Raw genomic sequence first — 253 nt, 5'->3', positions numbered from 1 at the left:
AGGTGATCGCGGGATCAGTCAGGTCGACATGCTGTGTTAAGACGCCGTCGTCCCAGCTGTAGCTCGTGGGAACCTGCGCGCCGGCCGCATCCACGGCCCAGGGGAATTCAATCTGACCGAGCACATCGTCCCCAGACTCGAGGTAGTAGCTGAGCTCGGACTTAACGAGATCGGCCCCTTCGGGCACATCGAAGGTGTAGTCGTAGCTTGACGGCGCGTCGCTGCTGGCAATCGTCGTGAGGACGCGCACACC

1 protein-coding gene is annotated in these 253 nt (G+C 62.1%); it reads right to left on the bottom strand.

The window, feature by feature from the left end:
- Positions 1 to 253: hypothetical protein (locus tag AC1RPU_RS08380; protein ID WP_481769711.1), on the bottom strand; the 253-nt coding region annotated here is incomplete at both ends.

The sequence above is a fragment of the Dellaglioa sp. CoH-55-MRSF-7 genome, from assembly GCF_056782235.1.
This window is presented reverse-complemented; position numbering and strand designations above follow the sequence as displayed.